At 73.3% G+C, this 22,665-nt stretch carries 23 protein-coding genes; 5 read left to right on the top strand and 18 right to left on the bottom strand.

Going from position 1 to position 22,665, the window contains the following annotated elements; all coding sequences use genetic code 11:
* Positions 1-14: 14 nt before the first annotated feature.
* A complete protein-coding gene (locus tag HHX30_RS25415; protein WP_310742044.1) occupies positions 15-464 on the bottom strand; it encodes a DUF3237 domain-containing protein in 450 nt (149 codons plus the stop codon).
* Complete coding sequence (locus HHX30_RS25410) at positions 461-1,642, bottom strand: flavin-dependent oxidoreductase (protein ID WP_169984483.1); 1,182 nt, start codon at positions 1,640-1,642, stop codon at positions 461-463. Before HHX30_RS25410 ends, HHX30_RS25415 begins: the two co-directional genes overlap by 4 nt.
* Before the next feature lie 81 nt (positions 1,643-1,723).
* Between HHX30_RS25410 and HHX30_RS25405 the strand changes: the two genes are divergently transcribed.
* Positions 1,724-2,263 (top strand): MarR family transcriptional regulator, encoded by a 540-nt coding sequence (locus HHX30_RS25405; protein ID WP_311922859.1) that lies wholly within the window; start codon positions 1,724-1,726, stop codon positions 2,261-2,263.
* Positions 2,264-2,266: 3 nt separating this feature from the next.
* Here the strand turns inward: HHX30_RS25405 and HHX30_RS25400 are convergent, their stop codons facing one another.
* The 7 genes from HHX30_RS25400 to HHX30_RS25370 form a co-directional block, all read right to left on the bottom strand.
* Entirely contained in the window at positions 2,267-2,692 is a 426-nt protein-coding gene (locus HHX30_RS25400) for a hypothetical protein (protein ID WP_211592481.1), read from the bottom strand.
* 96 nt (positions 2,693-2,788) lie between these two features.
* Positions 2,789-4,516: an urease subunit alpha gene (locus HHX30_RS25395; RefSeq protein ID WP_169984482.1), complete on the bottom strand. Its 1,728-nt coding sequence runs from the start codon at positions 4,514-4,516 to the stop codon at positions 2,789-2,791.
* The gene (gene ureA, locus HHX30_RS25390; protein ID WP_169984481.1) at positions 4,513-5,202 is read right to left on the bottom strand and encodes an urease subunit gamma; all 690 of its coding nucleotides are present in this window, start codon (positions 5,200-5,202) and stop codon (positions 4,513-4,515) included. The genes HHX30_RS25395 and ureA overlap by 4 nt, the downstream gene beginning before the upstream one ends.
* A 79-nt stretch (positions 5,203-5,281) precedes the next feature.
* Positions 5,282-8,143, bottom strand: coding sequence for an FAD-binding and (Fe-S)-binding domain-containing protein (locus HHX30_RS25385; RefSeq protein WP_169984480.1), 2,862 nt, complete (start codon positions 8,141-8,143; stop codon positions 5,282-5,284).
* A gap of 38 nt (positions 8,144-8,181) precedes the next feature.
* Positions 8,182-9,195, bottom strand: a complete 1,014-nt coding sequence (locus HHX30_RS25380; RefSeq protein ID WP_169984479.1) for an alcohol dehydrogenase catalytic domain-containing protein — start codon at positions 9,193-9,195, stop codon at positions 8,182-8,184.
* An 89-nt stretch (positions 9,196-9,284) separates the two neighbouring features.
* Complete coding sequence (locus HHX30_RS25375; RefSeq protein WP_169984478.1) at positions 9,285-10,169, bottom strand: SMP-30/gluconolactonase/LRE family protein; 885 nt, start codon at positions 10,167-10,169, stop codon at positions 9,285-9,287.
* Positions 10,170-10,362: 193 nt separating this feature from the next.
* Complete coding sequence (locus tag HHX30_RS25370; protein ID WP_169984477.1) at positions 10,363-11,061, bottom strand: TioE family transcriptional regulator; 699 nt, start codon at positions 11,059-11,061, stop codon at positions 10,363-10,365.
* Positions 11,062-11,152: 91 nt separating this feature from the next.
* Between HHX30_RS25370 and HHX30_RS25365 the strand changes: the two genes are divergently transcribed.
* Positions 11,153-12,319 carry an erythromycin esterase family protein gene (locus HHX30_RS25365; RefSeq protein WP_169984476.1) on the top strand — a complete coding sequence of 389 codons (1,167 nt, stop codon included), beginning with the start codon at positions 11,153-11,155 and terminating at the stop codon, positions 12,317-12,319.
* Positions 12,320-12,391: 72 nt separating this feature from the next.
* Here HHX30_RS25365 and HHX30_RS25360 read toward each other — a convergent pair whose 3' ends face one another.
* The gene (locus HHX30_RS25360) at positions 12,392-12,886 is read right to left on the bottom strand and encodes a TetR/AcrR family transcriptional regulator (RefSeq protein ID WP_169984475.1); all 495 of its coding nucleotides are present in this window, start codon (positions 12,884-12,886) and stop codon (positions 12,392-12,394) included.
* On the opposite strand from HHX30_RS25360, the gene HHX30_RS25355 reads away from it, so the two are divergent.
* The gene (locus tag HHX30_RS25355; protein ID WP_211592480.1) at positions 12,855-13,751 is read left to right on the top strand and encodes an SDR family oxidoreductase; all 897 of its coding nucleotides are present in this window, start codon (positions 12,855-12,857) and stop codon (positions 13,749-13,751) included. The two genes, HHX30_RS25360 and HHX30_RS25355, sit on opposite strands and share 32 nt — an antisense overlap.
* Positions 13,752-13,784: 33 nt before the next feature.
* Here HHX30_RS25355 and HHX30_RS25350 read toward each other — a convergent pair whose 3' ends face one another.
* The 3 genes from HHX30_RS25350 to HHX30_RS25340 all read right to left on the bottom strand — a co-directional run bounded on the left by HHX30_RS25350 (position 13,785) and on the right by HHX30_RS25340 (position 15,978).
* Complete coding sequence (locus HHX30_RS25350) at positions 13,785-14,432, bottom strand: 4'-phosphopantetheinyl transferase (protein WP_169984473.1); 648 nt, start codon at positions 14,430-14,432, stop codon at positions 13,785-13,787.
* A gap of 94 nt (positions 14,433-14,526) precedes the next feature.
* A complete protein-coding gene (locus tag HHX30_RS25345; RefSeq protein ID WP_169984472.1) occupies positions 14,527-15,501 on the bottom strand; it encodes a TerC family protein in 975 nt (324 codons plus the stop codon).
* 168 nt (positions 15,502-15,669) lie between these two features.
* Positions 15,670-15,978: a winged helix-turn-helix domain-containing protein gene (locus HHX30_RS25340; RefSeq protein ID WP_169984471.1), complete on the bottom strand. Its 309-nt coding sequence runs from the start codon at positions 15,976-15,978 to the stop codon at positions 15,670-15,672.
* A gap of 125 nt (positions 15,979-16,103) precedes the next feature.
* On the opposite strand from HHX30_RS25340, the gene HHX30_RS25335 reads away from it, so the two are divergent.
* Entirely contained in the window at positions 16,104-17,291 is a 1,188-nt protein-coding gene (locus HHX30_RS25335; protein ID WP_169984470.1) for an aminotransferase class V-fold PLP-dependent enzyme, read from the top strand.
* Here HHX30_RS25335 and HHX30_RS25330 read toward each other — a convergent pair whose 3' ends face one another.
* Together HHX30_RS25330 and HHX30_RS25325 are read right to left on the bottom strand one after the other, a co-directional pair.
* The gene (locus HHX30_RS25330; protein ID WP_169984469.1) at positions 17,292-18,254 is read right to left on the bottom strand and encodes a glutathione S-transferase family protein; all 963 of its coding nucleotides are present in this window, start codon (positions 18,252-18,254) and stop codon (positions 17,292-17,294) included.
* A 153-nt stretch (positions 18,255-18,407) separates the two neighbouring features.
* Positions 18,408-18,881 (bottom strand): SPW repeat protein, encoded by a 474-nt coding sequence (locus tag HHX30_RS25325; RefSeq protein ID WP_169984468.1) that lies wholly within the window; start codon positions 18,879-18,881, stop codon positions 18,408-18,410.
* Between the two features lie 188 nt (positions 18,882-19,069).
* Between HHX30_RS25325 and HHX30_RS25320 the strand changes: the two genes are divergently transcribed.
* The gene (locus HHX30_RS25320) at positions 19,070-19,264 is read left to right on the top strand and encodes a CsbD family protein (protein WP_169984467.1); all 195 of its coding nucleotides are present in this window, start codon (positions 19,070-19,072) and stop codon (positions 19,262-19,264) included.
* A 332-nt stretch (positions 19,265-19,596) separates the two neighbouring features.
* Here the strand turns inward: HHX30_RS25320 and HHX30_RS42815 are convergent, their stop codons facing one another.
* From HHX30_RS42815 to HHX30_RS25310, 3 genes are all read right to left on the bottom strand, one after another.
* Positions 19,597-19,722, bottom strand: coding sequence for a hypothetical protein (locus HHX30_RS42815; protein ID WP_259401075.1), 126 nt, complete (start codon positions 19,720-19,722; stop codon positions 19,597-19,599).
* Positions 19,723-19,939: 217 nt separating this feature from the next.
* Complete coding sequence (locus tag HHX30_RS25315; protein WP_211592479.1) at positions 19,940-21,331, bottom strand: S9 family peptidase; 1,392 nt, start codon at positions 21,329-21,331, stop codon at positions 19,940-19,942.
* A complete protein-coding gene (locus tag HHX30_RS25310; RefSeq protein ID WP_169984466.1) occupies positions 21,328-22,248 on the bottom strand; it encodes a S9 family peptidase in 921 nt (306 codons plus the stop codon). The genes HHX30_RS25315 and HHX30_RS25310 overlap by 4 nt, the downstream gene beginning before the upstream one ends.
* Positions 22,249-22,665: the final 417 nt, after the last annotated feature.

Below are 22,665 nucleotides of genomic sequence, written 5' to 3'. Positions count from 1 at the left end.
TCCTCAGGGCGAGGTCAGGTCAGGGCGTAGGCGTCGTAGCGTACGGCGGCGGCCGCACGGGCCGCCGAGGCCACGGCGAGGGTGCGGTTGAGCCAGACATAGCGATCGTCGCCGGTCTCGAAGCGGCAGAACAGCCGGAAGTAGTACTCCGCCGGGTCCACGTCCTCGCCCCGCGCGAGACGGCCGAGCACCTCGGGGGTGCCGTGCCGGACTCCGCTGGTGGTGATGTAGACGTACGCGCCGTCGTGGGTGCGCAGCGTGTAGCGGGTGTCGATGCTGATCATCCCGTCGGCGTGCACGACCTGCCAGTCGGCCCCGCCGGGCAGCACCTCGCCCGACAGTCGGGGACCATCGAAGGTGCCGCCCACGATGTTGATCACACGGCGGTGCCCCCACTGCGAGTCGCCGAGGTCGAGCACGGGATCGAGTTCCACGTGGAAGGTGGCGAGCGGTTCCAGGTTCACGAGACGGCACTCCGATCGACGCTCCAGGAGGGGCGTTCGCTGAGCGAGGCGGGGTCGAAACCGGCCGTGCGCTTGTAGGACGCGGCGATCTCCGCCCGTTCGGCGTGGGGGATGACCTGCTCGATGTCGTCGAACCCGCCGGGCGCGCGCTCGTGCGCGAGCTTCATGACGACCTCCGGGCCCATCTCCCGGTTCGACAGTTGCAGCGCCGTCGTGGCCGGGCGGCGCGTCTCCTCGTACGCCGCCAGGTCGCCCCGCGCGAGGGCGTACGCCAGCACCCGGGCGTCGATGATCGCCTGCGAGGCGCCGTTGGAGCCGATCGGGTACATCGCGTGCGCGGCGTCGCCGAGCAGCGTGACGCCGTCGAAGGTCCAGCGGGGGAGCGGGTCGCGGTCCACCATCGGGTACTCGTACGCGGCCTCGGCCCCGGCGATGATCCCCGGCACGTCGAGCCAGTCGAAGCGCCAGTCGGCGAAGTGCCCGCCGATCTCGGCCAGGTCTGCGGGGCGGTTCCAGTTCCCCCGGTCCGGGGCCTCGCCGTCCAGCGGGCGTTCGGCGATCCAGTTGATCAGCGTGCGCTCGCCGGTCTCGATCGGGTAGGCGACGAACTTCTGCGTGCCGTCCCCGGCCATGATCATGGATCGGCCGGTCAGGAACGGATCGCCGTAGGTGACGCCCCGCCACAGGACCAGGCCGTTCCACGGCGGCGGGCTCTCGCCGGGGTACAGGTGGGCGCGCACGGCCGAGTGGATCCCGTCCGCGCCGATCAGCAGGTCCTCGTCGCCGGGGCCGGTGATCCGGCTGCCGGTCCGTACGGCGTCCGGGCCCAGCCGCTCGACCACGGCCTCCAGCAGGAGCATCTGCAGCGTCCCGCGGTGGACGGAGTACTGCGGCCAGGCGTAGCCCGCGGCCAGGCCCCGGGGCTCGGACCAGATCGGCGTGCCGTACCGGTTGAAGTAGGCGAGTTCGGCCGTGGCCACGCCGATCTCGGCCAGCCGGTCGGCCAGTCCCAGCTCGGTGAGCTCTCGCACGGCGTGGGGGAGGAGGTTGATCCCGACCCCCAGCGGCCGGATCTCGGGGGCGGCCTCGTGCACGGTCACGTCCTCGAACCCGGCCGCGTGCAGGCTCAGTGCGGCGGTCAGCCCGCCGATGCCCGCTCCGGCGATGACGATGTGCACGGGCGCCTCCGGGAGGACGAGAAGTTGTTACGGCCGTAACAATACTCACGGCCCCCGGTGCGGCTGCGCAAGACTTGACGCGTGAACAGCGAGCCCGACACCCGGCCCGACCTCGCCATGGACGTGCCGCCGGACCTGCGGTACGCCGCGTACGCGCGCGAGCGCCTGGCGGCCATGTCGCCTCCGGCCGACGCCGAGGCGTTCGCACTGGCCTACCACCTGCTCCAGCTCGCCTACCTGCTGGTCACCGACCTGGAGACCCGGATCCATCGCCCGCGCGGCCTGACGCTGCCCGGGTTCCGGCTGATGTTCAAGCTCTGGCTGCTCGGCCCCACCCAGCCCGTACGGCTCGCCGAGATCTCGGCCATGTCGCGGTCCGCGGTGACCAACGCCGTCAACACCCTGGAACGCGGCGGGCTGGTCGAACGCCGGCCGGTGCCGGAGGACGGCCGCGCGGTGGTGGTCGCGCTCACCACGGAGGGCGAGGCGGCCGTGCGTGCGGCCTTCGCCGAGCAGACCCGCAGGGAGCGGGAGTGGTTCACCTGCCTCGGTCCCGCCGAGCGCGAGCAGATGACGGCCCTGCTGTCGCGCATCCTCCGGGCCCGCCCGGCGGATCTCTGACGGTCAGTCGCCGCGCCGCCGGCCTGCGGCGTCGGTGAGCAGCCCGAGCCCGACGCCCAGCATCCACACGTCCTTGCTGACGCCGATGCCCGCCGGGCTCGGCCAGATGCTGCGGGGCTTGCGCAGGGCGGGCGTACGCAGGTAAAGCGCGAGCAGCCCGCCGGAGAACCCGGTGAGCGCGGCCCCGGCGACAGCGGCCGGCACGACCGGCGCCAGGAGCGCCACGCCCGTCGCGATCTCGGCCGCGGACAGCAGCCTGAGGAACCGGCGCGGCGGAACGGACTTCAGGAACGGGAAGGCGGCGGCGGCCATGCCGTGGAGTCCGGCGGCCTGCTCCTCGTCGCCGTTCCACTTCTCCACGCCGGAGTGCAGGACGTACGCGCCCGTGGCGACCCGGCCAGGCACCTCCCGTGCCCTCATGAGCTTCATCGGCGACTCCTGTCCGTTTCGGTCCATACCGTCCGTTCTGCGACGATACCCGCCCGCCTGACGGCGGCAGGCGGGGGGCTGTCAGAAAGGGCGCCGTCACAGGAAGTACAGACGGTTGAGCGAGACGGACCGCGCCGGAGGCGAGCTCAGCGGCTCACCGTCGAGGCTCACCTGCCCGGTGCCCGGGTCGACGCGCACCTCGCCCGTGCGGGCGTTGCGCACCATCGCGGCGGGGCCGATGCCCCGGGTGCCGCGTACGCCGACGCGGGCCCGGCGGGTGGGCAGGCCGTCGCCGGGCCGGTGCGCCGACCCGGTGTGCGCGGGCGTGGCCACGGCCGCCGCCGCGCCGGAGACGAAGGCCACCGACAGGTCGGCGGCGGTCCCGCCGTGGGCCCCGAACTGCGGGCCGAGGACCAGTGGCTCGCTGGAGCCGGTGGCGGCGTTGGGGTCGCCCACCACCCCGTACGCCGGGAACCCGGCCTTGAGCACGAGCTGCGGCTTGGCGCCGAAGAACTCCGGCCGCCACAGCACGATGTCCGCGAGCTTGCCGGGCTCGATCGAGCCGATCTCGTGCGCCAGGCCGTGCGCGATCGCCGGGTTGATCGTGAGCTTGGCGATGTACCGCAGCACCCGGGCGTTGTCGTGCCCGGCCGGGTCGCCGTCCAGCGGGCCGCGCTCGGCCTTCATCTTGGCCGCCATCGCGAACGTGCGCCGCACGGTCTCCCCGGCCCGGCCCATGCCCTGCGCGTCGGACGAGGTGATCCCGATGAGCCCGAGGTCGTGCAGCACGTCTTCGGCGCCCATCGTGCCGGCGCGGATGCGGTCGCGGGCCAGGGCGGCGTCGCCGGGCAGGTCCGTCTTCAGCCCGTGACAGGAGACGATCATGTCGAAGTGCTCGGCGAGCGCGTCCCTGCCGAAGGGCAGGGTGGGGTTCGTGGAGGAGCCGATCACGTTCGGAACGCCCGCCAGCCGCAGCACGTCCGGGACGTGCCCGCCGCCGCAGCCCTCGATGTGGAAGGCGTGGACGGTGCGCCCCTCCAGCACGGCGAGCGTGTCGTCGACCGACAGGCACTCGTTGAGGCCGTCGGTGTGCAGGGCGACCTGCACGTCGTGCTCCTCGGCGACCCGCAGCGCGGTGTCGAGCGCGCGGGCGTGCGCGCCCATGTCCTCGTGGACCTTGAAGCCGCAGGCCCCGCCCTCGGCCAGCGCCTCGGTCAGCGGGCCGTCGCCCGAGGAGGAGCCGCGGGCGAGGAAGCCGATGTTGACGGGCCAGGCGTCGAACGCGTTGAAGGCGTGCCGCAGGGCCCAGGGGGAGTTCACGCCGACGCCCCACACCGGCCCGAACTCCTGGCCGATGATCGTGGTGACGCCGGAGGCGAGCGATGCCTCCATGATCCGCGGCGACAGGAGGTGGACGTGCGTGTCCACGGCCCCGGCGGTCGCGATGAGCCCCTCACCGGAGACGATGGCGGTGCCGGTGCCCACCACGACGTCCACGCCGTCGAGGGTGTCGGGGTTGCCGGCCCGGCCCACCGCCGCGATCCGCCCGGCACGGATGCCGATCGAGACCTTGCGCACGCCCAGCACCGCGTCGATGACGACGACGTTGCTGATCACCACGTCGCAGGTCTCGCGGACCGGCGCGGCCTTCAGGTGCAGGCCGTCGCGGGCCGTCTTGCCGAAGCCCGCGAGGAACTCGTCGCCGGGCCGCTGCGCGTCGCCCTCGACCTCGACCACGAGGCCGGAGTCGCCGAGCCGGACGCGGTCGCCCGCCCGCGGACCGTGCGCGGCGACGTATCCCCGGGCGAATCCGTGGTGGCTCATGGCGTCTCCGTGAGGTAGCCGCACGCCCGGGCCTTCGCGAGGGCGGCCTCCTTGGCGCCGGGCGCGTCCAGCGGGCCGTCGACCAGCCCCGCGAACCCGACCGCCACCCGGGCGCCGCCGATCGGCACCAGCTCGACCTCCCGGGTCGTTCCCGGGTCGAAGCGTACGGACGACCCGGCGGCCACGGCCAGGCGGGTGCCGTACGCCGCGGCCCGGTCGAACGCCAGGCGCGGGTTGACCTCGAAGAAGTGGAAGTGCGAGGTCACCGAGATCGGCACGGGCGCGGTGTTGCGCACGCGCAGCCGTACGGAGGCGGCGGGCGGGTCGTAGCCGTCGCCGGGTCCGAGCACGACCGCTCCGGGAGCGTCGTCGCCGAGGGAGCCGCCGCCGAAGGGGTCGGTGACCACCGCGAGCCGGGTGCCGTCGTCGAAGACGGCCTCCACCTGCACCTCGGTGACCACGTCGGGCACCCCCGGCAGCACGTCGCCGGGGCCGAGCACCTCCCGGGCGGCCCGGATCGCCTCGGCCAGCCGCCTGCCGTCGCGGGCCGCCTCGCAGACCGTGTCGGCGATGATCGCGGTCGCCTCGGGGACGTTCAGCCGCAGGCCGCGGGCGCGGCGGGCACGGGCCAGCTCGGCCGTGGTGAAGATCAGCAGCCGGTCCCGTTCCGAGGGGGTCAGGCGCACCGGGGCCCGCCCGTCGTCGGAGCCTTTCGGTCACCTTTGAGGTGGCTCGTGCTGGAATGTCCCCGCATGGAGGGTCAAGCTACCGCTGGGAAGAGCCGGGTGTCCACGCGTCCCCACCCGTGACCTGGTCGAGCAGCTCCAGCAGGTGGCGGTAGGTCTCGCCGGTGGCGCGGGTCATGCCGATCTCGCACGTGCGGTTGACCGACGCGTGCGCGGCGAAGCCGCCCTTGGCCACGGAGGCGGCCTCGGCGCGGGTGGCGGAGGCGGTCAGCTCCGGGTGCAGCATGCCCCGGTCGCCGGCGAAGGCACAGCACTGCCAGCCCTCGGGGACGACGACCTCCTTCGCCACCGCCCCGGCGACCTCGGCGATGGCGGCGTCGAGGCCGAGCCGGGTGGACGAGCAGGTCGGATGCAGGGCCAGCGAGGCCACCTTGCGGCCCTCCGCCGGCTGCGGCAGCCGCGGCAGGACGTGCTCGGCCACGAAGGTCACCGCGTCGAGCACCCGTACGGCGGGGGAGGCGGCGGCCACGAGTCGCTCGAACCCCTCCGTGCAGGAGGCGGCGTCGCTGACCACCGGAAGCCGGCCGCCGCCGGTCGCGCTCAGCAGCGTCTCCCGCACCCGGCGGCCCATCACCTCGTAGCCCTCGCCGAAACCCTTGGAGGACCACGGCGTGCCGCAGCACAGGCTCTCCACGCCCTCGGGCACGTGCAGCCGCACGCCTGCCCGCCCGGCGAGCCGCCGCACGGCGGCCATGACGCCGGGACCGCCGTCGGCGGGGGCGAACAGGGTGTTCAGGCACGACGGCACGTAGACCGCGTCGGCGTCCCGCGTCGGCGCGGCGCGCCGGGGCGTGCCGCCGCGCGGCAGGTCGCGGCTCCACTGGGGGACGGTGTCGGGGTCGCCCACCGCGCGGGCCGCCCGGCTCGCCCCCTCCACGAGCCCGGCCGGGGCCGCGGCGGCCGCGTCCATGGCGAGGTCCATGGCCCGGGTCACCGCGCCCCAGTGCCTGGCGGCGGTCTTCCAGCCCGCCCGCGCCGCACTCCCGTGACGTTCGCCGCGCAGGCGCTTGGTGAGGTCGCCGGTGTTGATCAGCACGGGACAGGCCGTGGCGCACATGCCGTCCACGGCGCAGGTGTCGACGGCGTCGTAGTCGTACTCCTCCTCCAGCCGCCGCGCGAGCGCGTGGTCGCCCGCGGCCCGGGCCGCGGCGATCTCGCGGCGCAGCACGATGCGCTGGCGCGGGGTCGTGGTGAGGTCCCGGCTCGGGCACACCGGCTCGCAGTAGCCGCACTCCACGCACCGGTCGACCTCGGGCTCGACGCTGAGGACGATCTTGAGGTCGCGCAGGTGCGCCCGCGGGTCGTCGGTGAGCACGACGCCGGGGTTGAGGGTGCCCGCGGGGTCGCACAGCCGCTTGACCTCGCGCATGACGTCGTACAGCTCGTCGCCGTACTGGCGGCGCACGAAGGGCGCCATGACCCGTCCGGTGCCGTGCTCGGCCTTGAGGGTGCCGCCGCGGCCGAGCACGGCGGCGACCATCTCCTCGGTGAACTCCTCGTAGCGGTCGAGGTCGGTGTCGAACCGCTCGTTGAGCATGAAGTGCAGGTTGCCGTCCTTGGCGTGCCCGAAGATCACGCTGCGCTCGTAGCCGTGCGCGGCGAACAGCTCCGCGAGGTCGTCGCAGAGATCGGCCAGGGCGGGCACCGGGACCGCCACGTCCTCCAGCAACGCCGTCGTGCCGCTGGGCCGGGCGCCGGCGACCGCGGCGTACAGGTTCTTGCGGATGCGCCACAGGGCCGCCCGCCCGGCGGTGTCCCCGCTGAGGCGTGCGGGCGCGGCGAGGTCCAGCCGGGCGAAGACCCGCGCGGCCTCCCGCTCGCGTACGGCGAGCGGCTCGGGCTCGGACTCCTGCCACTCCACCAGCAGCGCCGCGTGATCGCGCACCTCCAGCGTGCGCAGGACGTCGTCGGCGTACGGGTCGGTCGCGGCCACCCGCAGCGACTCCGCGTCGAGCAGTTCGACGGCGGCCGGCCCCGCGGCGACGATCTCCGGCACCGCCGCCATCGCCTCCCGCAGGGCCGGGAAGACGACCAGGCCGGTCGCGGCGAGGCGGTGCGCCGGCACGGTCCGCAGGACGGCCTCCGCGACGAACGCGAGCGTGCCCTCGCTGCCCACCACGAGATGGGCGAGGATCTGGGCCGGCGAGTCGTGGTCGAGGAAGCTGTTGAGGCCGTAGCCCATCGTGTTCTTGAGGGAGAACTGCGCCTCGATCCGGCGTACCGAGTCCGGGTTGCCGCGGACGCGGTCGCGCAGCCGCACCAGGCCCTCGGCCAGGGCGGGTTCGAGGGCACGCAGGCGCGCGTCCGCGTCGGGCGCGCCGGTGTCGACGACGGTCCCGCTGGGCAGCACGAGGACCAGCGACTCCAGCGTCCGGTAGGTGTTGGCGTGGGTGCCGCAGGTCATCCCGCTGGAGTTGTTGGCGACGACCCCGCCGATCGTGCACGCCGACTCACTGGCCGGGTCGGGGCCGAGCTTGCGGCCGTACGCGGCGAGCCGGGCGTTGACCTGCCGCAGCACGGCGCCGGGCTGCACCCGGACGCGGGCGCCGCCGTCGAGCACCTCGACGCCCCTGAAGTGCCTGCGGGTGTCGACGAGCAGGTGCTCGCTCACGCCCTGCCCGCTCAGGCTGGTGCCGCCGGACCGGAAGGTCAGCGGCAGGCCGGTCCGCATCAGCGCCGCCACCTGCGTGGCGCTCTCCGGCACGAGAACGGCCTGCGGGGTCAGCAGGTAGTGCGAGGCGTCGTGCGCCATGCCGAGCCGGTCACTGGCCCGGGCCCGGACGATCCCCGGGACGGCGGCCTCCACCGCCGCGAGAACGGCGGGGTCGGACGGCCGCGGCCGTCGCGGCCGGGCCTGGGCCTCGGCATCGGTAAGGCTCATGATCTCAACGCTTCCGTCCAGGAGGCGCCGGTGCGCCTCTATCGCCGGGGGTCGATGTGGATCTTCGGGCCCGGACCCGCGCCGGCCGGGCGGCGCCCCGCCAGTACGCCGGCGACGTCGTCCAGGCCCACGGTGGCGGCCACGAGCGGGCGGGCGTCGACCGATCCGTCCGCGTACGCCTCGATCGTCCCGGCCAGACCGGCCGAGCCGGCGAGCACGCCCACGGCGGTGACGTCCCTGAACACGAGGTCGCGGGTGTCGATGCGGCTGGGGGACCCCGCGAGACCGATACAGACTACCCGGCCCCCCGGCCTGACCAGGTCGAGCGCGAGCGCCGGGAGGTCCGCCGCGTTGGACGCGTCGACCACGGAGTGCCACGGCAGGGACGGGAGCGACGCGCGGGTCCAGGCGCCCGCGAAGCCGAGATCGCGGGCCAGCCGCAGCGTGGCCTCGTCGCGGCCCAGCAGGTGCACCTCGGTGCCCCGCGCCCGCGCGAGCAGCGCGACGAGCAGGCCGATCGTGCCCGTGCCCAGCACCAGCAGCCGGTCGCCGGGTTCGGCGGCGGCGCCGCGCACCGCGCGCAGGGCGTTGCCGCCGGGCTCGACGAGCGCGCCCGTCGTCGCGTCGATCGTCTCCGGCAGCGCGTGCAGGGCCCAGGCCGGTACGGCCAGCCGCTCGGCCAGCGCCCCGGGGAAGCCCTTGCGGATGCCGATCTCGGCCCGGTCGGGGCAGACGTGGTGGAGGCCGTCGCGGCAGAGGCCGCAGTGACGGCAGCCGAGCTGGGTGTCGCCGGTGACGCGGCGGCCCAGCCAGCCGGGGTCGACGCCCTCGCCGAGCGCCGTGACGACGCCGCACCACTCGTGTCCGGGACGCAGCGGATACCGGGCGTGGCCGGTGTGCAGGTAGCTCATCGCGCCGGTGAACAGCTCCACGTCGGTGCCGCAGACGCCGACCCGCTCGACGTCCACGACCACCTGCCCCGGCGCGGCGACCGGCGGCTCGACGTCCCTGACCTCGGCCCTGCCGGGGCCGGTGATGACCAGTGCGCGCACGTGCCGCCCCTACCGCGGGCGCGGGACGACGGGAGCGGCGGGCAGGCGGGCGAGGAGCACGGCGCGGTCTCTCCGGCGGGTGTCGAGGCTCATGATCGGGGCGGCACCCAATAGGGCGTGGCCAGGCCGCGTACGCCCACCCGGGCGGTGAACAGGTGCCCGGACCCCGGGTGTTCGGCCACATCGACGCCACTGGCGGACGTGGTGATGACGAGGACGTCGAGGTCCGGCCCCGCGAAGGCGGGGCAGGTGACGTTGGGCGCGCCGACCTCGACGACGGCGAGCAGGCGCCCGCCGGGATCGCGGCACTCGACCCGGCCGCCGCCGAAGACGGCGATCCACAGGTTGCCCTCGGCGTCGGCGCACATCCCGTCGGGCATGCCGCCGGCGAGTTCGAACAGCTCCCGCCGCGGCCCCGTCCGGCCGGTGACCGGGTCGTAGTCGCGCTCCCACACCACGTGCGGGACGCTGTCGATGCTGTACAGGCGGTCGCCCGAGGGGCTCCAGGCCAGGCCGTTCGACAGGGTCAGGTCCTCGTCGAGACGGACGCAGGTCGTGCCGTCGAGGCGGGCCAGCACGTCCTGGCCCTCCCGGTCGTCCAGCGCCATGCTGCCGATCAGGAAGCGCCCGGCCGGGTCCACGGCTCCGTCGTTGAGCCTGCTCCGTACGCCGGGCGGCAGCACGCGGGCGAGCTCGGTGCGGCGGCTGGCGGTGTCGACCCGGGTGAGGACCTCGCGCTCGGCGACGACGAACTCACCGTCGGCCGAGACCGCGACCGCGCCCACGGTGCCGCCGAAGGTGTGCGCGGTGGTGGCGGTGACGGCGCCGGTCGCGGGGTCGAGCCGTCCCTCGTGCACCGCTCCCGCGTCGATGTCCACCCACAGCAGGCGTTCCCTGGCGGGGTCCCACACGGGTCCCTCGGCGAGGGCGTACACCTCGCCGGACGCCCGGGCGGCGGTGAACTGCCGGGTCATGCGACCTCCCGTCCGGCGGCGATCGCGCGGATGGACGGCGGGCCGCCGGGAACCACCCGCGGCGGAGCGAGCGGAAGCGCGGTCATATCCCGGATACTAGAGCCGATTTCGGGCGGAGGAAAAGGTCCTCACCGGGATCTTCCGTGCACAGTGCAGGGTTACTCGGCCTCACAAGCGCGCCACGGCATCGGTTTCAGGGGTCACGGGCGCGGAGGTACGCGTCCAGGTCGGCGGCGCCCGCGAGCATGGCGCGGCCCCGGGCGGACAGGCGGGCCTGCCAGTCGCGCAGGGTCGACTCCAGCGGGGCGACGCCTCCGGCGGAGCGGACCTGGGCGATCAGCGGGGCGATCTGCTCCAGCAGGTAGCCGCCCCTCCTGAGCTGGTGGGCCAGCCGGACGTCGCGCACGTCGGCCGCGCTGTAGACGCGATAGCCCGTCCGCGGATCGCGGCGCGGCCGGACCAGCCCGGCGTTCTCCCATTTGCGCAGGGTGGCGGGGCGGAGGCCGAGCCGTCTGGCCAGGGGGCCGATGAACGTGTCGCCGCGTTCCTGCGGCACGTGGTCGTCGGCCTTGGGCGCCAGATCGCGGAGCGCGGACTCGACGGCCTGGAGGGTGCGGCGGTCGTCGAGGAGCTGGCCATGACTCTGGTCGATGAGCCGCAGCGCGTCCTCGGTGGCGCCCCGGTTGACCGCCTGCATGATCGCCGTGGCCGTCTGGTGACCGTGCCCGGGCACGAGGCCGATGAACGCGCGCAGGGCTCGCGCGTGCAGCGGCGTGTAGGTGCGGTAGCCGTGGACGGTGCGTTCGGCGGCGGGCAGGATGCCGGCGTCCTCGTAGTTCCTGATCGCCTGGGTGGACAGGCCGTGCTCGCGCGCCAGGTCCACCGGCCTCATGGCTGCATCATCGATTGAAGGTCCATCGCGATCAGATAGGGGCGTTGCGGCCAAAAGTTTACACCGAGTGTTCAACGATACCGTCAAAGGTATGGAAATCAAGGACACGGCCCGGCCGCTCGACGGCGCGGGAGTCTCGGCGTTCCTGCGGTCGCTTCCCGTCAGGCCCCTGCTGCTCGGCCTGGGCGAGGCCAGGCACTTCGTGGGGGAGCTGGGCGAGGTGCGCAACGAGATCTTCCGGCATCTGGTCGAGCATGAGGGCTACCGGTCGTTCGCCATCGAAAGCGACTGCCTCATGGGCCTGGTGGTGGACGACTACATCACGACGGGCGTGGGCACGCTCGACGACGTCATGGAACGCGGCTTCAGCCACGGCTTCGGCGCGTCGCCGGCCAACCGCGAGCTCGTGCGCTGGATGCGGGCGTACAACGAGGAGCATGACGAGAAGCTCCGGTTCTTCGGGTTCGACGGCCCTCTGGAGTACTGGGCGGCGAGCCCGCGCCAGGCGCTCACCGCCCTCCACACCCTCCTCGACGGCCCACTTACCGGCGCCGTGGTGACCGGGGAGACTCTCGACACTCTGCTGGGCCCCGACGACCGGTGGTCGAACGAGGCCACGGCCATGGATCCGTCCCAGTCCATCGGCCGGTCCGCCGACGCCCGGCGGCTGCGGCTGATCGCCGACGACCTGGCGGCCCTGCTCGAGACGCAGGCGCCGCAGCTGAGCGCTGAGGACAGGGAGCGGGCGGAACTGTACGCGCGCACCGCCACCGGCCTGCTCCGCTACCACTACTGGATGGCCGACGCGTCCCCGGCCCGGTGGACCCGGCTGTCGGCCCTGCGGGACGCGATGATGGCCGCCAACCTGCGCGCCGTCGCCGAGCACGGCCCGGCCCTGGTCTTCTCCAGCAACCTCCACCTGCAGCGGAACAAGAGCCTGATGCCGTTCGGCGACCGGCAACTGGAGTGGTGGAGCGCGGGGGCGATCACCGCGACGCACCTGGGCGACCGGTACGCCTTCCTTGCCTCGGCCTTCGGCACGGCCGGCGACGACACCCCGCCCCCGGACACCGTCGAGGGCATCCTGTCCACGCTCCCGTGGGACCGCTGTCTCGTCGACGCCCGCCGCCTGGCCGAGGCCGTCACGAAGCCCGCCCCGCGCGTCTCGCGCGACTTCGCCTATTTCCCGCTGGACCCGGCCCAGCTCGGCATGATCGACGGCGTCGTCTTCCTCAAGCGGGTGGTCACGCCGGCGTGACAGGGCCGCGTGCGTGTCAGGCGTGCCCGGCACGCACGCGCGTCGATCCGGGACCTCTGTGCCGCGGGGACGTCACCTGCCCGCCGTCACGGCCTTCAGCTCGTCGAACGACTCCCGGACGATCTGCGCCAGGTCCGGCTCGCCGGGGCCGCTGATCCAGCGTTCGAATGCGATCTTGAAGGCGGCGACGCCCGCCTCGGCGGCCAGGCTCGCGGCCGGATCCGCGACGCCGCGCCGCCGAAGCGTGTCGGCGAGGGCCGCGGACCACCATGCGAGCTTGATCAGCTCGCGCTCCCGCAGTTCGGCGTTGGCGGCGATGACGGCCTGCCGCCGCAGGGAGCGCTCGCGGCCTTCCTGGAACAGGACGCCGACGTTCTCGAAGGCCGCGGCCACCGCGTCGATCGGCGCCGCGGAGTCCGGGGCGCCGGCGACCGCGTTCACGAGGTGCTCCCGCAGCGCGTCCGAGCCCGAGAACAGAACCTCCCGCTTGTCCGCGAAGTGCCGGAAGAAGGTGCGCTCGGTCAGTCCCGCCCGCTTGGCGATCTCCGCCGTCGTTCCCGAGCTCATCGGCGCGGGGCACGAGGTCGTCGGCCTGGCACGGTCCGACGCCTCGGCCGCCGCCCTCACCAGGGCCGGGGCGCAGGCATGCCGCGGCACCATCGACGACCTCGACACCCTGAGGAGCGCGGCCGCCGCGTCGGACGGTGTGATCCACCTCGCGTTCAAGCACGACATCGCCTTCACCGGCGACTTCCGGGGCGCCGCCGAGGCGGATCGCCGCGCGGTCGAGACGTTCGGCGAGGTGCTGGCGGGCTCCGATCGCCCGTTCGTCCTCGCCTCCGGGCTCCTCGGGCTCACGCCGGGGCGGGTGGCGACCGAACGGGACGGGCGTGATTCCGGCTCCGGCGCGGCGCACGGCGACGGCCCGGCAGCCCGGCAGGCCACCGCGCTGCGGACGCTCGACCTGGCGGCCCACGGCGTACGCTCGTCGGTGCTGCGCCTGCCCCCGACGGTGTACGGCGAGGGAGACCACGGCTTCATGGCGGCCCTGGTCGGCATCGCCCGCGACAGGGGCGTCTCCGGTTACGTCGGCGACGGCTCCAACCGCTGGCCCGGGGTGCACCGGCTCGATGCCGCGCACCTGTTCCGCCTCACGCTGGAGAAGGCCCCGGCGGGATCGGTGCTGCACGCGGTCACCGACGAGGGCGTGCCGATCCGCGCCGTCGCCGAGGTGATCGGCCGCCACCTCGGCCTGCCGGCGGTCTCGATCCCCCGCGAGGAGGCGGGCGAGCACTTCTCCTGGCTGGGCGGCATGATCGGGGCCGACGCCCCGGCGTCGAGCGCGCTGACCAGCGAGCTGCTGGGGTGGCGGCCGGTTCAGCCGGGGCTGCTCGACGATCTCGGCAAGGGGCACTACTTCCGCGCCGGCTGATCGGCGACCGGCGGGCACGCGGGTGCGGGATCGTCAGGGCCGGGGGAGCGCGATCGAGGTCGCGATGTGCCCGTCGCTCACCACCCACCGGCCGGACAGGGCGCGGGTTCCCATGGCCGGGTCGTCGACCAGGAGCCGCGCGCTGAACGAGCCGGAGGCGTCGATGTCCACGACCGCCTCGGAGAAGTCGAGCCATCGACCGGTGAGCGGGAACCAGACCTTGTAGACCGACTCCTTGGCGCTGAACAGGATCCTGTCCCAGCAGATCTTGCCGTCCGCGGCGTCCAGCGCCCGGAGGGCGTCGATCTCCCCGGGAGAGGCGATCGTGGGAAGGACGTCCGCGGGAAGGGGCGCGTGCGTCTCCGCGTCGATGCCGACGGCGCGCGCCACGCCGGTGGAGGCGGCGGCCGCCGCGCGATACCCCGAGCAGTGGGTGATGCTGCCGACCGTCCCCGCCGGCCAGACCGGGGCGCCCCGCTCGCCGCGCGGGATCGGCCCCGGCGTCACGCCGATCTGGGCCAGCGCGAGCCGGGCGCAGTGGCGTCCGGTGACGAACTCACGGCGGCGCCGGTCGACGGCCCGCGCGATGAGCGGTCGCTCCTCCGGGAACAGCGTCTCCTCCGGCGCGTCGCCGAACCTCTCGGCCGACGCCACCCATGAGGGCAGGATCTCGCCGATCATGCGGCCGTCCCGGGCACCGCGAACATCCGCTCCACTGTGTGGAGGGTACAGATCCACACGCCGCGGCGGAAGATCGATTGGCGGGCGGGCGGCGCTACCGCTGCTGCTCTCCGGCGGTCAGATGTGTCCCGTCGCGCGCCTCGCGGCGGTTCCTGTACTGGCTCGCGCCCACGGCGATCGCGAGGCAGGCGCAGATGACCACGAGCGACAGCCAGACGGGGATCTTGTACACGTCGGCCAGGAGCATCTTCGCGCCGACGAACACGAGAATGGCCGCCAGGCCGTACCGCAGATACCCGAACCGGTGCATGGCCCCGGCCAGCAGGAAGTACATCGCCCGCAGTCCCAGGATCGCGAACGCGTTGGAGGTGAAGACGAGGAACGGCTCGGAGGTGACGGCGAAGATCGCCGGGATCGAGTCGACGGCGAAGACGATGTCGCTGGTCTCCACCGCGACCAGGACGGCCAGCAGCGGCGTCGCGGCCCACCGGCCGCGCCCGTCCTGCCGGTCGCCGTCCCGCCGTACGAGGAACCGCTGGCCCTGGTAGGAGTCGGTGACGGGGATGAGCCGGCGCATCAGGCGCAGCACCGGGTTGCGGTCGGGGTGCACCTCGATCGCCGAATGCCTGGCCATCTTCACGCCGGTGTAGAGCAGGAACGCGCCGAAGACGTACAGGATCCAGTGGAAGCGGTCGAGCAGCACGGCGCCCGCGCCGATGAACACCGCGCGGAAGACCAGCGCGCCGAGCACGCCGAGGAACAGCACGCGATGCTGCAGCTCGCGGGGGACCGCGAAGAACGAGAACAGCAGCGCGATCACGAAGACGTTGTCGACGGCCAGGGACTTCTCGATGAGATAGCCGGCCAGGTACTCCCCGCCCGCCTCGGGCCCCCACACCAGCCAGACCACGGCCCCGAAGCCGAGCCCGAGCGCGATCCACAGCCCCGACCAGGTGAGCGCCTCACGGGTGCCCACCACGTGGGCCCGGCGATGGGCGAACAGGTCCACGGCGAGCATGGCGAGGATGACCGCCAGAACCGCGGCCCAGATCCACAGGGGCACCGACATCGTCAACCTCCATCACCGCCGCGTACGGCGGGCTCGGCAGGCCGACGGTCTCCCCGTGCCACCAGCAATGGTGACCCTCGCGCCGGGACGCCCTGCGACGGCGGCCGTGATGACGACGCTGAGGAAGCCGGGTACTCCCCCTCGAACTGTGCTCAAGTATTCACGAAATCAGTTTCGTGCGTCAACCGGCGCCCCGAACAGCTCGAGAAACTCGCCGATGTGCCGGTGCCGCTCGATCGGGTGCCGGAACGGGGCGAGCGGGTTGATCGTGTAGTGGTTGCGCCGGCCCACGCGTTCGCGGCGCAGGTAGCCGGCCGCCTCCAGGTCGGAGACGATCGCCTGGGCCGCCCGTTCGGTGATGCCGACGGACTCAGAGACGTCCCGCAGTCGCGCGTCGGGATCGCGGGACAGCGCCAGCAGGACGTGCGCGTGGTTGGTGAGGAACGTCCAGCCGCCCGCGGGGGAGGAGGTGCTCATACCTCATTATGCGATGAGCGATTCACGAAACCAGGGTCGGGGGCACCCCGCCGGTGCACGGCGACACCGTGATCGTGAACGCGGCGGCAGAATGAGGGCTTCCGCGGATCTTCTGGGAGGCTCACGTGACCATCGACGTCGGACGGGTGCGGGCGGACACGCCGGGGTGTGAGCACGTCGTCCACTTCAACAACGCCGGCTCGTCGCTGCCGCCGCGTCAGGTGACCGACGCCGTGGTGGACCACCTGCGCCTGGAGGAGCGTACCGGCGGCTACGAGGCGGCGGCCGCCGCCCTCGACCGGTCCGAGCGGGCCTATGACGCGCTGGCCGCTCTCGTCGGCGCGGATCGTGACGAGATCGCCCTCGTCGAGAACGCGACCCGCGCCTGGGACATGGCCTTCTACTCCCTGTCCTGGAAGCCGGGCGACCGCATCCTCACGTCGCGCGCCGAGTACGCCAGCAACGCGATCGCCTTCCTGCAGACCGCCCGCAGGCACGGCGTCCACGTGGACGTGGTGCCCGACGACGAGACCGGCGCCCTGTCCGTCGACGCGCTGCGGGACATGATCGACGAGCGGGTCAAGCTGATCGCGGTCACCCACGTGCCGACCCAGGGCGGCCTGGTCAACCCCGCGGCGGGTATCGGCGCCGTGGCGCGGGAGGCCGGGGTGACGTACCTGCTGGACGCCTGCCAGTCGATCGGGCAGATGCGCGTCGACGTCCGCGAGATCGGCTGCGACCTGTTGTCGGCGACCGGGCGCAAGTTCCTGCGCGGGCCGCGCGGCACCGGGTTCCTGTACTGCTCGCGGCGCGTGCTCGACCGCCTGGAGCCGCCGTTCCTCGACCTGCACGCCGCCACCTGGACCTCCGCGGACTCCTACGAGGTGCGCGGCGACGCCCGGCGGTTCGAGAACTGGGAGGGCTACGTGGCCGGCAAGATCGGCCTCGGCGTGGCGGCCGACTACGCGCTGGGCCTCGGGATCGACGCCGTCGAGGAGCGGGTGACCGGCCTCGCGGAGGCGCTGCGCGGGCGGCTGGCCGCCCTCCCCGGAGTGACCGTGCACGACCGCGGCGCACGGCGGTGCGGCATCGTGACGTTCACCGTGGACGGGCACGACAGCCGGGACGTGGCCGCCCGGCTGTCGGCCGCGAAGATCAACCTCTCGGTGTCGGCCGCGTCCTCCGCCCGGTGGGACTTCGAGGCCCGCGGACTGCCCTCGCTGGTGCGGTCCTCGGTGCACTACTACAACACCGAGGACGAACTGGACCGGCTGTGCGAGGCGCTGCCCGGTCCCGTGACCACAGGCGCGTGACTACAGACTCCAGTCGATGACCGGCCCCGCGGGCACGATGCGCAGCGGGTTGATCTTCGGGTGGGTGCCGTAGTAGTGCCGCTTGATGTGGTCGAAGTCCGTCGTACCGCCGAAGGCCGGGTTCGCGTACAGGTCGCGGGCGTAACGCCAGAGGCTGGGATAGTCGGCGAGGCGGCGGAGGTTCGCCTTGAAGTGGGTCACGTACACCGTGTCGAACCGGGCCAGCGTGACCCACAGGCGGACGTCCGCCTCGGTGAGCCGGTCGCCGAACAGGTAGCGGCTGCCGCCGAGGCGCTCCTCCAGCTCGTCGAGGGCCGTGAACAGCGTCGTCACCGCCGCCTCGTACGCCTCCTGGCTCTCGGCGAAGCCGCACTTGTACACGCCGTTGTTGACGTCGGCGTACACGCGCTCGTTGAGCGCGTCGATGTCGGCCCGCAGGTCCTCCGGGTAGAGGTCGACGCCCGGCCCGGCCCACCGCGCGAACGCCTGGCCGAGGTCGAGGCTGATGTCGGGGAAGTTGTTGCTGACGATCCGGCGGGTGTGGCGGTCCCACAGCACGGGCACCGACACGTGGCCGTCGTAGCCGGGCTCGGTCGCCTCGTACGCCTCCCGCAGCAGGGTGAAGCCGTTGAGCTCGTCGGGGCCGTGGCCGGGGCCCTCGCGGAACGCCCAGCCGCGCCCGTCGCGCACGGGGTCGACGACGGACATCGACACGACGTCCTGCAGGCCGAGCAGTGCCCGCACGATGACCGAGCGGTGGGCCCACGGGCAGGCCAGCGACACGTACAGGTGGTAACGGCCGGGCTCGGCCGCGTATCCGCTGCTCCCGTCGGCCGTCACGCGGTCGCGGAAGCGGTACAGGGGCCGCTCGAAGGACCCGTCCGGCCGGGTGGCCGCCTTCACCGTGTAGTCGCCGTAGGCCGCGAAGTCCACCGGACTCGCGACGGGGGCCGTTGTCGTCACGCCGCCACCGTCCTCTCGTCTCCTGCACGACGAGACTAACGGGAGCCGGCGACGGCGCCGGCTACGGCATCCCGGGGGCGGCGGTACCGCGCCCGCGTCGCGTGCCGGCGCGGGGCGAGGCGGTGCGCCGCCCGCCGTTCGGCCGGGGTCCGGTCAGTGGGCCGGTCCCATGTGCGGCGTCCCGGTGCGGAACCCGCCGGGCTGTACGCGCTGCATCATGGCGAACCGCATCGTCGCCAGGCCGAGAAGCAGGATGAGCGCGCCGACGACCACGTTGCTGATGATCGTCGCAGTGGTCGCCATGCCTCCCCGGATCACCCAGGGGGCGATGATGGTCCAGATACCGAGCAGCGGGGCGACCCAGGAGAGTCCGTAGGTGCGCCCGAACGCCGAGCTGTACGCCATCGCCAGGAGCGCCACGGCGAGGCCCGTTACCAGGTTGTTCACCGCGAGCGGAGTCCGCGTGCCGCTGAATCCGATAATCCACGGCGAGAGCGCTAGATACAGGCCGCTCAGGAGCGTGAGACCGTCGGCGAGCTGCGCCGCGGGATTCGCCGCGGCGGCCTCGTAGCGGGCGCGCATCTGCATGATGTCGGGATGCGTCCCGATGTCGGCACCGTGTGTCATACGTCACACCACCCTTCAGAGGTGTGTGCTTTAGTCCTTATTCCTAGCGTACGCCCGGTTCGTCACGTCTTCCCGTTTTGGAGGGATTGTGTTTGCGGTGGCGGGTGCGACACGCCGGGTCGCGTTTAGCCACTTCACCAGGGGAAAGAGGGTGTTCGTCAGCTTCTGGAACCGAGAGGAGCGTCCGGATGAGCACCGAGGACAAGTTCCGCAACAAGTCGGAAGAGGTCGCCGGCAAGGCCAAGGAGGGGATCGGCAAGGTCACCGACGACGAGAGCCTGGAGGCCGAGGGTCGCGCCGATCAGTCCAAGAGCCACATGAAGCAAGCCGGCGAGAAGGTGAAGGACGCCGCCGGCAAGGTGAAGGACGCCTTCAAGGACTGACCCTGGGGAGACGATCCCGCGGGAGGCGACAGGCCGCACCGGCCCGGGTGAACGGGCGGTGGCCGTCGCCGGGGGGACGAGGGAGCCGCCGAGCCGGGCGTGATCGCCCGGCGCTCCCGTCCCCGTGAGGGGGTGGAGGGAGCAGCCGGTCTCAACGGGGGGCCGGCTTTCGCGTTCACGGGCCCGGCTCGGCCGGCCTGCGGCCGTGCGGCGGACGGCCTTCCTTGGGGCGCGGTAACGGGGCCGGGCGGTTCGGCGAACCGGCGGCCCGAGGGGATCGGCGTTCGCGGGAGCCGGCGGCGCCGGCCCGCGATGAACAGGCGTCCCGCCGGTCAGGCCGTGTGCGGCAGCGTGACGCGGAAGGTCGACGTCACAAGAGTCTGGATGAGGCGCACGAGCAGCGCTTCCAGGACCATGATGGCCGCCCGGGAGAGTACGGCGGCGAGGAACTCAGTCACTTGACACCTCGGTAGGACAAATCGGCTTCTAGGGAAGAATGACTCATAAACCTCCCAGAACGGCGTAGTTAAGGTTACCGTTCGGTGAACGGTCGGTGACCGTTGCGGGTACACGCCCTGATCATGCGTCCCCTGCCGCGTCCCCGAGCGACGGCCCGGCCGCTGCCCGGTCCGTACGGCCCAGCCGGCCGGACCGGGCGCGGCGGCCCCGTACGGCTCAGCCGGGATAGGGGCGGTTGAACCGGGGCGGGGTGAACGGGACGTACCGAGGAGCGGGGTCGGCGGCCAGCGCCGCCGCACGGGCGTTCATCGCCGGGGCGGACGTCGCGGGCCAGCGACCGCTCCGCAGCCGGTCGAACATCGTCCTGAGCGCCGCTTCCTGCTCCGCCGGGGAGAAGTCGCAGTGGCCGACGGTCTCCGTGTACGTCTGGCGCAGCAGGGAGTTCGCTCCCGCCCGGCGCACGTTCTCCTCGTACGACTGCTGCTGGGCGACGGTGGAGATCTGGTCACCGGTGCCGGACAGGGTCAGGACAGGGATCCGCAGGTCACCCTTCAGGACGATTCCGCGCGAGAAGCGCTTGACGGCGTCCGGGTCCGCCGCGACGCGGGGCGCGGCGGCCAGGGTCTTCAGGTCGGCCGCGAGGGCCAGGCCCGCCGCCCTGTACAGCTCGCGGACGGCACGCCGGAGTGCGGGATCGGCCAGGCGCAGCTGCTTCTCGTAGTCCACGCCGGTGTTCCAGGACGGGTTCCCACCGGTCACGTCCATGATCTGGCGCCGGCTGCTCATGGCCTGCCCGATGTAGGGCAGGGGCCCGCCGGCGAGCGCGAGGTAGGCGCCCTGCTGCAGCCCGGCGGCGTCCCCGCTGTCCGGAGGCGGCGGCACGGACCCGTCGGGGTTGCGTCCCCAGGCCGGCAACTGGCCGATCGCGGCGGCCAGTGCGATCCGGGCCCGTCCCTCCGGGGTCCGCTGCGCCGCGGCCAGGGCGTCGATCCACGCCTTCCTGGCCGACTCGACGTCCGCCGGGATGTCGACGACCGGCAGCCCCGGTGCGACCAGGCGCTCGAGCACGAAGACCGTGTCGAGCTTCTGGTTCCACTGGCCGACGGACCCGCCGAGGCCGCCGCACATCGGGACGGCGGCGTCGAAGACGCCGGGATGGACCTGGGCGACGCCGGCGGCGACGAAACCGCCCATCGAGGTCCCGGAGGCGATGGCCTTGCGGGCCGGGCCGTAGGCCTGCTCGAAGCGGGCCAGCGCTTCGGCCTGGTTGTCGATGGCGGACCGGATGTCCCAGCCGGTGATCGCCCGGCTCGTCCCGCCGCGGGCCACGCCGTCGGCCAGCAGACGCGCGGTCAGGGGCTCGCTCCGGCCCGGCCCGGCGAAGTCGAGGGCGACCACCACGGTGCCGTTCCAGTGGGCCGGGACGACGAACTCGTACGGCGTGCCGTCCTTGAGGGTGCCGCTGACACAGGTGGGACGGGCGGGGGAGTCCGGCAGGCAGGGTGTGCCGCCGGGAGGTCCGGCGGGGGCAGCGGCGGCGGCGGTTCCGCCTCCGGCGACGGCCGCCAGCGCGGCGGCCAGGCACGCGGTCACTCCACGGCGGATCACAGCGCCAGCCCCTTCGACTCGACCGTCCACCCGTTCTCGCCGCACAGTCCGCAGTCTGGGCCGACGAAGCGCGCCCCGGCGGCCTGGTCCCCGCGCAGGACGTAGTCGAACCAGTCCGCGGCCACCTGCCAGCCCTTGGTGGCTTCCAGACCCGCGATCAGGCCGGTGTGGCCGGCCGCCGTGTCGCTGACCAGGGCGGCGGGGACGTCGAGCAGGGCGTAGTTGTCGACGCTGTTCTGGTAGGCGACGTCGTCCGGACCACCGTTCACCAGCAGAGTCGGGGTGTGCAGGCCGGCGAGACGGTCGCGGCCGTAGCCGCCGAAGACCGGGTCCGCGAAGTATCCGGTGTTGAATCCGGCGACCGCGTCGACGATGGGGTCGGTCCCGGCGGCGAGGGCCTCGACGCCGCCGCAGCTGTGGCCGAGCACGCCGACCCGCGTCGTGTCCGCCCGCCCGTCGAACTGCTTGCGTGCCTGCTTCGACTCGGTGGCCCAGTGGGCGGCCGCGAGGAGCGCCTCGGGGTGCGCGATCGTGTTCTCGGGGGTGTTGGGGACGGGGAACTCGTCCAGCCCGCCGTTGGCCACGACGATGTATCCCTGCGAGGCCAGGCCGGTCAGGAACGTGATCCCTTCCAGGTTGCTCGTCGCGCAGGCGCCGTTGCCGTAGACGATCACGGGCAGGCTGCCCTTCCGCAGCGCCTTGAGATCGGCCGGTCGGTAGACGGTGTGCCCGGGCAATCCCTCGGCGGCCTCGCGGACCGTGGGCAGGATGGCGGTCGCGGGGGCGCCGGTCGCGGGGGGCTTCGGCGGTTGCGGCTTCTGGGCGGACGACGCCGCGGCGGCGCCGGAGCCGGCGAGGACGGCCGCCCCCACGGTCGCCGCCAGCAGGGTCCGCGCGGTCATGGAGCGGGCAAGCACGTTGCGTTTCCTCCACGGTTGATGGACGGGCAGGGGGTGTTGGCTCGGGGCCCGACGAGGTCCGCGAATGGCCGGCGGGGCGCCTGGCAGCTGTTGAGAGACATATAGCAGTCGCCAACGGAGACGATCGTTCAGCGTTCTGTCATCAATGTCAATCCCCCGATCGCCGCTTCGATCACGTGACGGAGCGACCGGGACGTACGCCGGGTGAGGCGCGGTCTCGTCGGCGTCCGCTGCGTGGCTGACCCCGCTCGCGGAGGTGGGACCACCGGCAGGCGGCCGCGGCCACCTGGCGGGCGACGCCCCTGCCGCCTGCCGTGGTGGGGGTGGCGTGCCCGGTCCACGCCCTGACGAACGACATGCACCATGACGCCGGTGCGGGTAAGCGTCATCCGGAACGCGCCGGAGCGCTCCCTG

It is taken from the genome of Microbispora sp. H10836, assembly GCF_012999525.1.
Taxonomy (GTDB): domain Bacteria; phylum Actinomycetota; class Actinomycetes; order Streptosporangiales; family Streptosporangiaceae; genus Microbispora.
Note: the sequence above shows the minus strand (reverse complement) of the source record. Positions and strands in the feature narration are given on the sequence as shown.